At 50.6% G+C, this 9,198-nt stretch carries 10 protein-coding genes; 7 read left to right on the top strand and 3 right to left on the bottom strand.

Going from position 1 to position 9,198, the window contains the following annotated elements:
• Positions 1 to 75: 75 nt before the first annotated feature.
• From B3W37_RS08745 to B3W37_RS08725, 5 genes are all read left to right on the top strand, one after another.
• Entirely contained in the window at positions 76 to 1,302 is a 1,227-nt protein-coding gene (locus tag B3W37_RS08745) for a DUF2325 domain-containing protein (protein WP_483175408.1), read from the top strand.
• 422 nt (positions 1,303 to 1,724) lie between these two features.
• Positions 1,725 to 3,074 (top strand): nitrogenase component 1, encoded by a 1,350-nt coding sequence (locus tag B3W37_RS08740; RefSeq protein ID WP_483175406.1) that lies wholly within the window; start codon positions 1,725 to 1,727, stop codon positions 3,072 to 3,074.
• Between the two features lie 43 nt (positions 3,075 to 3,117).
• Complete coding sequence (locus B3W37_RS08735) at positions 3,118 to 3,318, top strand: hypothetical protein (protein ID WP_483175404.1); 201 nt, start codon at positions 3,118 to 3,120, stop codon at positions 3,316 to 3,318.
• A complete protein-coding gene (locus B3W37_RS08730) occupies positions 3,308 to 5,146 on the top strand; it encodes an ABC transporter ATP-binding protein (protein WP_483175402.1) in 1,839 nt (612 codons plus the stop codon). Before B3W37_RS08735 ends, B3W37_RS08730 begins: the two co-directional genes overlap by 11 nt.
• A complete protein-coding gene (locus B3W37_RS08725; RefSeq protein ID WP_483175401.1) occupies positions 5,098 to 6,885 on the top strand; it encodes an ABC transporter ATP-binding protein in 1,788 nt (595 codons plus the stop codon). The genes B3W37_RS08730 and B3W37_RS08725 overlap by 49 nt, the downstream gene beginning before the upstream one ends.
• A gap of 63 nt (positions 6,886 to 6,948) precedes the next feature.
• Here B3W37_RS08725 and B3W37_RS08720 read toward each other — a convergent pair whose 3' ends face one another.
• A complete protein-coding gene (locus B3W37_RS08720; protein ID WP_483169812.1) occupies positions 6,949 to 7,254 on the bottom strand; it encodes a type II toxin-antitoxin system RelE/ParE family toxin in 306 nt (101 codons plus the stop codon).
• A complete protein-coding gene (locus B3W37_RS08715; RefSeq protein ID WP_483169811.1) occupies positions 7,241 to 7,510 on the bottom strand; it encodes a type II toxin-antitoxin system prevent-host-death family antitoxin in 270 nt (89 codons plus the stop codon). Before B3W37_RS08715 ends, B3W37_RS08720 begins: the two co-directional genes overlap by 14 nt.
• 349 nt (positions 7,511 to 7,859) lie before the next feature.
• Between B3W37_RS08715 and B3W37_RS08710 the strand changes: the two genes are divergently transcribed.
• The gene (locus B3W37_RS08710) at positions 7,860 to 8,249 is read left to right on the top strand and encodes a Fic/DOC family N-terminal domain-containing protein (protein WP_483175400.1); all 390 of its coding nucleotides are present in this window, start codon (positions 7,860 to 7,862) and stop codon (positions 8,247 to 8,249) included.
• Positions 8,182 to 8,487 (top strand): Fic family protein, encoded by a 306-nt coding sequence (locus tag B3W37_RS08705; protein ID WP_483175399.1) that lies wholly within the window; start codon positions 8,182 to 8,184, stop codon positions 8,485 to 8,487. Before B3W37_RS08710 ends, B3W37_RS08705 begins: the two co-directional genes overlap by 68 nt.
• Before the next feature lie 127 nt (positions 8,488 to 8,614).
• Here B3W37_RS08705 and B3W37_RS08700 read toward each other — a convergent pair.
• Positions 8,615 to 9,198: SPL family radical SAM protein (locus B3W37_RS08700; protein WP_483175398.1), on the bottom strand; the 584-nt coding region annotated here is incomplete at its 5' end.

Raw genomic sequence — 9,198 nt, 5'->3', positions numbered from 1 at the left:
AGGAAAAACCGATAGCAGTGCAGAGTGAACTCCACCTACACTCTTGCCGAAAAAATCCATGGAAGGAGGTAAGCTATGGAGATTTCAAATAATCATATCAAACCGGTTGGCGAAACACATTCTATGCCGGCTAAAAGCAATAAACGCAAATTTGTTTGGGATATATCCAGTGATTTATTCTGTTCGGTGTGCGGCACCTGTCTGGATATGGACGAGCAAAGGCTGATTCTCAATAAATTGCATATTGACTGCAAGCCGTTTTCCGACCATGAAATCCATATGTTCATGGTGCAGGCCCTGTATTCGGAGAACAAAGTGTCACGCCGCCTGAACAGTCATCTGAACCATAAATACCGCTACGAAATCTCCCGTTTCGGGAATTGTACTGAAGATCAGTTTATGGCGGCATGGCAGGATCATGTGAAATCAGGCCATATTTGCGGGCTGTACTGGGTGGCGGTCACCCATCCGGGGCTTGCAGAGAAAACGATCAACAACGTCTTCGGCGATGTTCATATGTTGTCCCATCTCAACGGCGGCAAAGCGCGCCAGGAAAAAATCGAATATGACCGTTTATCCTATATCAATGCCCAGTTGACGGCCAGACTCCGGCAGGAAAAGAAGGAGCGGAGAGAACTGGCCAAATATCTGGCTGCCTCAGAAAAGATCCGTCGCAATTTGGAAAACAAACTACATAACCTGGAAAAACGCATTTCGGCAGATTCTGAACATTCGGTTCAGGCCGACACCACCATAAATAGTTGCGTCGAAGATAGCGCACAGTTGACCAGGGCCCTTCATCAAGCTGAAAATGCCTGGCATGAAGCCCAGGAACGGGTGCAAAAATTAGAAAAGGAAAAAGAGGCCTTGCAATCTGATCTATGGCTGCAGAAAGAGATCAATGTGCAATTATGCAGCGAGATCGAACGCCTGATACGCGATAATGATTGCGACCAAACCGATTGTTCCCAAAACCAGTGCTGCCGTCACCTGTGCGACAAGCGGGTTTTGATCGTCGGGGGGCTGACCAAGCTCAGAAGTTTTTATCGCGATGTGGTTGAAAACCTAGGGGCCGACTTCGAGTATCATGACGGCTATCTGCACTCGGGAGAAAGAGAATTGGAGGGCTTGATAAAGAAATCCGATATCATCCTGTGTCCGGTTGATTGCAACAGTCATGGCGCTTGTTTGAGCGTTAAGAAAATATGCAGCCGGATCAATAAACCCTATAAAATCCTGTCAAGCTCCAGCTTGAGCAGTATTTCCCAGGCGCTGACGACGGTGAAACGCGACCCTTCTTAATAAGATGATGTCACTAGAACGATTAGAATCGGCCCTAGCCTTCCTGAGCAAAGTGAATAGTCGAAAACCGATCGATACTTATAACGACCAGGAAATAATAGAATTGTTGCGCAGATTCGGCTTGCGTAACATGAAAATTGATCTTATGAAAGCCAGAGCCCACCTGAAGAAAATGTCCAGGTATTTAGACCACAATCCTTTTTGAATCACACCCCGGGTGTTGTCTTCAGATAAGTACACAGAAACTCACCAAGGGCATTTTCTATGAGATATAGAGGTACGTATCGAGATACGCTTCTGGATTAAAAAGAAAATATTCCATTGACTTTCAGCAGCAATAAAAATCAGGGTTCAATAGTCAGGTTCCCTATTTATTTTAGCACAATAGTTAGAATGCTCTAACTATCCAAAGGAAGATCATCATGATGCACAAAATTGCAGTTTACGGCAAAAGAATATATGGAATTGGCGAAAAAGGCGGTGATTGCATGCAGTTGATTCAACAAACACAGACGGGTTTATTGGCCCGCTTTCCTGATACATTGCGATATTGCTCGCCATCCCGCGGAGGCTGGGGGGTGGTTAGAACCGGCATGTTGGTGCCGGAAAGCTATCAGCTTTTGGTATGCCCCTTTGCATGTGGACGGCATGGCGCTATCGGCGCCATCACCCGGGGGCTGAAGCACCGGCTTTCTTACCTGTATATAGATGAGACCGACATGGTGTCGGGGGGCTATGAAGAGCTCATAGGCGAAGCGGTTGAGGAGCTTCTCGAGCAACTGGAAGTCCGCCCCAGGGTGTTGATGATTTTTGTGAGCTGTCTCGATGATTTGCTGGGCACCGATCATGAAGCATTGCTGCAGGTATTGCGCCAAGGCCATCCGGATATGCGCTTCACCATATGCCATATGAATCCCATTACACTGGATAGCAAAGTACCTCCGCCGGTGAATATACAACGCAAAATCTATGGCCTTTTGGAGCCGTCCGATAAAGCTAAGCTTCTAACAGCAGCCGCCTTTTGCGGCAACAACGTAAGCATTGATAAAAACAGTGAGATCTATGAAATTATGGCTGCAGCCGGATACATGGATATACACCACATCTCGGAGTTTGCAACCTTTGCCGAATTTCAGCAACTGGCCAGAGTGAGTTTGAATATCGTTCCGAATCCGGTAGGTTTGGCAGCGGCGAATGATATCAGGCAAGCCCTCGATATAGACTATATCTATGTGCCGGTAAGCTATGACTTTGAAGAAATCAAACAGAATTATGAGACCATGCTGTCAATAGCCGGCATAGACATGGATTTATCAACCTACAAGCGGCGCGCCCTGAAGGCTATTTTCTCCGCGCAAGCGACCATTGGCAATCTGCCTGTTGTCATTGACGCTTCAGCTACCATCCGCCCTTTCACCCTGGCTAAAATGCTCTTTTCGTTCAGATTCAACGTAAGAGAGATTTATGCGCAGCAATGCCTCCCCCTTGAGGAAGAGAGCTATCGGTGGCTGGGCAAGCACGCCCCCGGCATCAAGATCCTGCAGCCGGAACGCCCGCGCTCCCCATTACAGCGCCGGCATAGCCGGGAATGCCTGGCTATTGGCTTTGAGGGCGCTTATTTGACGGGAGCGAAATATATTGTCAATCTCGTCAATGATGAAACCCTCTACGGCTATCAGGGCATTGAGAAGTTGATGCATATGCTGGTTTCCGCTGCAGAGGCCCCGGCCAACTTGTTCATCTTACTCAGACAATACGGACTGGTGGTCTGATCATAAGGAATGAATTACATAAAAGATTGTTGAGGTGGGTGTTATGCATAAATTGACGGTTAGACTGCCTCCCTTTTCGCCGGATTACTCGGGGGTATGCTCTGCCTGGTTTGAATCAGGGGGTATGATGGCCATTCACGACGCAGCCGGATGCAGCGGTAATTATACCGGTTGTGCCCAACCGCGCTGGTATGGCTCAATCCCTGGTTTGTATGAAAAAGGGGTGATAATCAATGAACAATGATGATGCTGCCAGCAAGAAAACCGGTATTGCGCGCCTCTTGGAAATTACCGGTGAGAAACGTGGTTTGCTGGTGCTTTCAGGGGTTTTGTCCGTAATCAGCAATGCACTGATGTTTCTCCCCTTTGTGGCTACCTATTTTATTGTGGAGGAATTACTGAAAAACGCAGCTAACCCGGCCTTGAGCAATATGGAACTGATCCGGCAATGGGGATTGTGGGCCTTATATTCGCTGCTGGGCTCACTGTTGTTTTTATACGCCGGTATCATGGCCTCGCATGTAGCCGCTTTTCGTATATTGTACAACCTCAGGATGCGTCTGGCCCAACACCTGGCCAGGCTGCCCATGGGCTACCACACCCGCCAGTCAACGGGAGCGATTAAAAAGTTGCTGGAAATGAGCGTGGAGAAAATCGAAAACTTCATCGCCCATCAACTGCCCGACCTGGTGGGAGCGGTAGCCCTGCCGGTAATCATGCTGGCGGTTATGTTTGTTTTGGACTGGCGCCTGGCCCTGATCTGTGCCGTTCCCATTATCGGGGCCTATTTCCTTCAGGCCCTGGTCTTTTACGGAAAGGAAGGCCTGGAATCCATCAAGGAATATCACAACGCACTGGAGCGGATGAATGCGGCCGGGGTTGAGTATGTCAGAGGAATGCCTGCGGTCAAGGTGTTCGGACTCACGGTAAGTTCCTTCCTGCGATTCCACAATTCCATCATCGCTTATCGGGATTGGGCGGTGGAGTACACCGGGTTCTGCAAACGTCCCTACATCATATTTACAACCATCCTGGCCTCGCTGCTCTCTTTCATCCTGCCGGTGGGGGTTTTTATTTTAAGCGGGCAGCCCGATAATCAAGCTTTCGCCTTGATTCTGATGCTCTTCCTGGTTTTTGCTCCCGGCCTGTCGATCCCCATCATGAAGCTCATGTATCTGGGCGGGAACATGCGCATGATCTCTGAAGGAGTGGAAAGGATCGACGCCATTTTTGGCCAAGAGCCGATTGCCGAACCGCTGAATCCCCGGGTGCCCGGTGAGTATACTATCGAGTTCGACAACGTGTGGTTCTCTTATGACAATCAAGATGAGTCCACCCGGACTGAAGCCTTGGCGGGGGTGTCTTTTCGCGCCCGCGAAGGACAATTGACGGCTCTGGTCGGGCCTTCCGGGGGTGGAAAATCGACCATCGCCAACCTCATTCCCCGCTTTTGGGATGTGGGGGCGGGCAGCATTCGCATCGGCGGCGTGGAGGTGCGCGAGATCGGAACCGAGATGCTGATGAACCTGGTTTCTTTCGTATTTCAGGATGTTCATCTTTTCTATGACACCATTGAGGAAAACATCCGTATGGGACACGCCGAAGCCGGCCATGAAGAGGTGGCGGCGGCCGCACGGGCGGCCCGCTGCCACGAATTTATCGAATCCCTGCCGGACGGGTATCAAACTAAAATCGGCGAAGGCGGCACTTATCTTTCCGGGGGAGAGGCGCAGCGGGTGGCCATCGCCCGGGCGCTCTTGAAAAACTCCCCCATACTGGTGCTCGATGAAGCCACGGCCTTTGCCGACCCGGAAAACGAGGCTCAAATTCAAGCCGGTTTGAGCCGGCTGATCCAGGGTAAAACCGTGATCATCATCGCTCATCGCCTGTCGTCGATCCGCCAGGCCGATCAAATCCTGGTGGTGGATGAGGGGCGCATTGCGGAACGGGGCCGGCATGACGAGCTGATCGAGTTGGGCGGCCTGTACCATCGTATGTGGTCGGCCCATATAGACGCCGGGGAATGGGCCTTGGCAGCGGAAAAAGAAAACAAGGCGGTGAACGTATCGTGAATAAATTCTTCTATAACATCAGCAGCGGCAATCCCGGCGAGCTGATAATACCTTCGTTGGCTTCATTCCTGGACGGCCTGTGTAAAATTATCCCCGCCGCCCTGATTTTTGACGTTTTCAACACCATGTATCTGTCCTTTGCCAACCCCGGAACCCTTATGGATACCGCCCGGCTGTGGATAGTATCTGCGGTGCTGATTGCCTGGATGCCGGTGCAGTATCTGGCCTCAGGGCTGGCCTACAGCAAGACTTTTACCGCCGCCTATGCGGCCTCCGCCCGGGGGCGCATCGCCCTGGCCGAACAGCTGCGCAAGCTGCCGCTGGGTTTTTTGGGCAGCCGCGACCCGGGCGACCTGACCACCATGATGCTGAGTGACTATGCGACCGTGGAAACCACCATTTCTCATTATGTTCCGCAGATGATAAGCGCGCTGGCTTTTCCTGTAATTGCCTTGCTGGGCTTGTCGTTTATGAACTGGCAGATGGCCCTGGCAATGTTTATCGCCCTGCCCTTTTCGCTCTTGATCGTATGGCTTTCCAACGGTCTGCAATTGCGGTTGAGCCAGAAGCATATCGAAGCCAAGGTGGACAGCGCCAGCCGCTTGCAGGAATACCTCTTGGGCATGCGGGAAATCAAGTCTCATAATCTAAGCGGGGAACGGTTTGAACGGCTGCGGGAGGCTTTCGCCCGCCTTATGCGGGAGTCTATTAAGCTGGAAGGAATGATGGGTCCGGTGATGATGGTGGCCATCGCTATTATGCGTTCCGGTCTTACCCTGATGGTTTTCCTGGGCGCCTACCTCTTGGCGGGGGGAGAGCTTACCCTGCCGGTTTTCCTGTTATTTCTGATTCTGGGCAACCGGGTGTTTGAGCCGATGACTGCGGTACTGATTAACTACGCTGAGATTCGCTACTCGGTTTTAAGCGCCGAGCGGATCATGCAAATCCGGCATGAAAAACTCCTGCCCGGGGAAAATGAGGCTCCTGCGGGCGGCAGTATCGAATTTGACAAGGTTACATTTGCCTATGATAATACCGACGTACTCAAGGAGGTTTCTTTTATCATCCCGCCCCGGAGCATCACCGCCCTGGTCGGCCCCTCGGGCAGCGGCAAAAGCACCATAACCCGGCTGATCGCCCGTTTTTGGGATGTGCAGCAAGGCCGGATGCTGCTGGACGGCCGGGATATTAAGGAGATCGACCCGGAGAACCTGCTCACCCGCATCTCCATGGTTTTTCAGGACGTCTATCTCTTCAAGGACAGCATCGGCAACAACATCCGGGTGGGAAAAATGAGCGCCTCCCAGGAGGAAATTGAATGGGCGGCCAAACAGGCCCGCTGTCACGACTTTATCATGAATCTCCCCCAGGGTTATGACACCCCGGTGGGTGAGGGCGGCTGCACCCTTTCGGGCGGGGAAAAACAACGGGTGTCGATCGCCCGGGCCCTTTTAAAGGACGCTCCCATCGTGCTCCTGGACGAGGCCACCGCCTCCCTGGACCCGGAGAACGAAAGCCAGGTGCAGCAGGCCATCAACGCTCTGGTCAGCGATAAAACCGTGGTCATCATCGCCCACCGCTTAAGAACGGTGAGAAAAGCCGACAATATCATAGTTTTGAACCAGGGCCGGGTGGTGGAGCAGGGAACGCACGAGCAACTGCTGGCCCGGACGGGGTTGTATCACCGCCTTTGGACCCTGCAGCAGGAGTCGGCCGGATGGAGCATGAAGGCATCGTGAAGCCGGCCCGGTCCCGGAGTGCACCAGAAACAATGATGACCCGGTTATTTATCCGGCGGGTGATCATTTTAGTAAGTCGGGGTAATCCCGCATACCATGAAGCACCCGGTACACTACCACTTCGCCCCCGATCACTTTATAAAAAACGATATAGCTGTCGATAACCAGCATGCGGTAATCCTGCTTGGCTAACTCATTATCCGGTACGATTTTACCGGCAAAAGGGAAACCTGCCAAAGCATCCATTCGGTCAGCGATCTTTTCAATCGTTGCCATTGCTGATTGGGGGCTGTCCGCTAAAATGTACAGATATATATCCACCATGTCTTGGCGAGCAATCTGCAGTATTTTGATCTTATAGCCGCTCATTGCACAGGTTCCTGATATATTCCCGCACCTCATCCGTGGTAAAGGTGGGTGCACCGCTAAGGCGCTGCTGTTCAGCCTCCAACAGTTTGGCTCTCAGGTTCAGCATTGCTTCACGACGTTCAAACGCTGCAATACTCATTACAACCAGCTCGCCCTCGCCATTTTTGGTAAGATAAACAGGTTCAGACTTTTCTTTGCATATTCTGGTTATTTCACCAAGCTCTGTCCTTAGAGCGGTGGTAGGCTTAATAATCATTATCAATCACCCCTGTGCAATATTAAGTCTTAATTATGCTATTATTATATACTTAAATAATGCGGTTATTACGATCAAATATTTAATTCCATGCCAAGTCGTTCAAAGAGTATACCCCGGACTGGTTCAGCAGCACCTGGAAGATCATGAACTTCGGCAGCGCGTTTCTGCCGTCAACCCTGCTTGGGCGCCATGTCGGACAGCATGTTATCTGTATATAAACGGAACGTGCGGCAATTAAAATGAAAGTATACGTCTCACATAGGCAAAAATGTTTGTTTTTTACCCCTTTAATGTTTACATAGGTAAAAGCGAGCCATATAATGCCTATATGAAGGAGACGTGAATAATGATTGAAGATAAATTACCTATGCTGCCACCCGACATAGAACTGGAAACCAAGCCTGTTTTAAGACAATTGGCCGGGGCTAACCGCGCATTGGCCGAATTAAAAGGATATGCTGCAACCATACCTAACAAACATATATTGATCAATGCGGTTATCATCAACGAAGCCAAAGATAGTTCTGCTATTGAGAACATCATTACCACCCATGATGAGTTGTATAAAGCCATGAGTCAGGCCGGATATAAAAAACCCGGCCGCCAAGGAAGTAGTAAGCTATCGTACAGCGCTCTGGCATGGTTATCAATTAGTTCAGGAGCGGGAAATGCTTACAACGAATATGATCATCGATATCCACTCCCTGGTCGAAAGCAAACAGGTCGTAATACGTAAATTACCGGGTACCGTACTCAAGAACGAAGCAACCGGCGAAGTCATCTATACTCCGCCGGGCGGTGAGCAGGAAATTTTGAGCCTAATGGCCAACCTGGAAGGATATATTAACGAAGATCTTGATGGGGTTGACCCTCTGGTGAAACTGGCGGTGATCCACTACCAATTTGAGAGCATCCATCCTTTTTACGATGGCAATGGCAGAACCGGCCGTATTATCAACGTTCTATATCGGTAGTATTGACTCGCATGACATCACCCCTCAATCCTTATATTAGCTATATGGTCGAGGAAAATTAGCTATATTAAAGATGCTCCCGCCAGCGGGATTCTTAGCCTAATAGCGGAGCGGTCTGAAAGGCCGTCTATACTACATATATTATGGGTATGCCGTTGAGTTTTTGAGCCAGGATTTCCCTCAGATATGCCTCGGCCTGCTGCCGGATATCGGAATTATAGCAGTATTTGCCCCGTCCTCTCCCGGTCATCAGGGATTTATCGTATAATTGAACTGCCCTGGGGAAGGCTTCGGCATTAATGACCCGGTGGATATAGCTGTAAGTCATAAAGATGATTTCAATAAATAAATCCCGCTTGAGTTCATCGCTGAGTTCGTCGGCCAGCTGCTCAATGAGCTGCGCATAAAGCTCTTTCCAGTTGTCCAGCAATACTACCGGCGCAATCAGAAGCCCCACTTTGTAGCCCGCGGCATGCATTTGCCGCAGGGCCTGGATTCTTCCTTGCAAAGAAGAGGTGCCCAGCTCCAGCCTTTGGATGATCGGTTGGGGATTGACGCTCATGCGCATGATGGTCCTGCCCCCGTGATTCAAGGGGAGCAGAGCCTCCACCATGTCGAACTTGGTGGGAAAAGTGAGGCAGCCCTTGGGACTTGTGGCGAAGTTTTCTATGGTCCATTCCAGATTGCCGGTTATGGTATTCTCCAAAATCA

Source organism: Syntrophomonas sp. UBA5494 (genome assembly GCF_002426325.1).
Note: the sequence above shows the minus strand (reverse complement) of the source record. Positions and strands in the feature narration are given on the sequence as shown.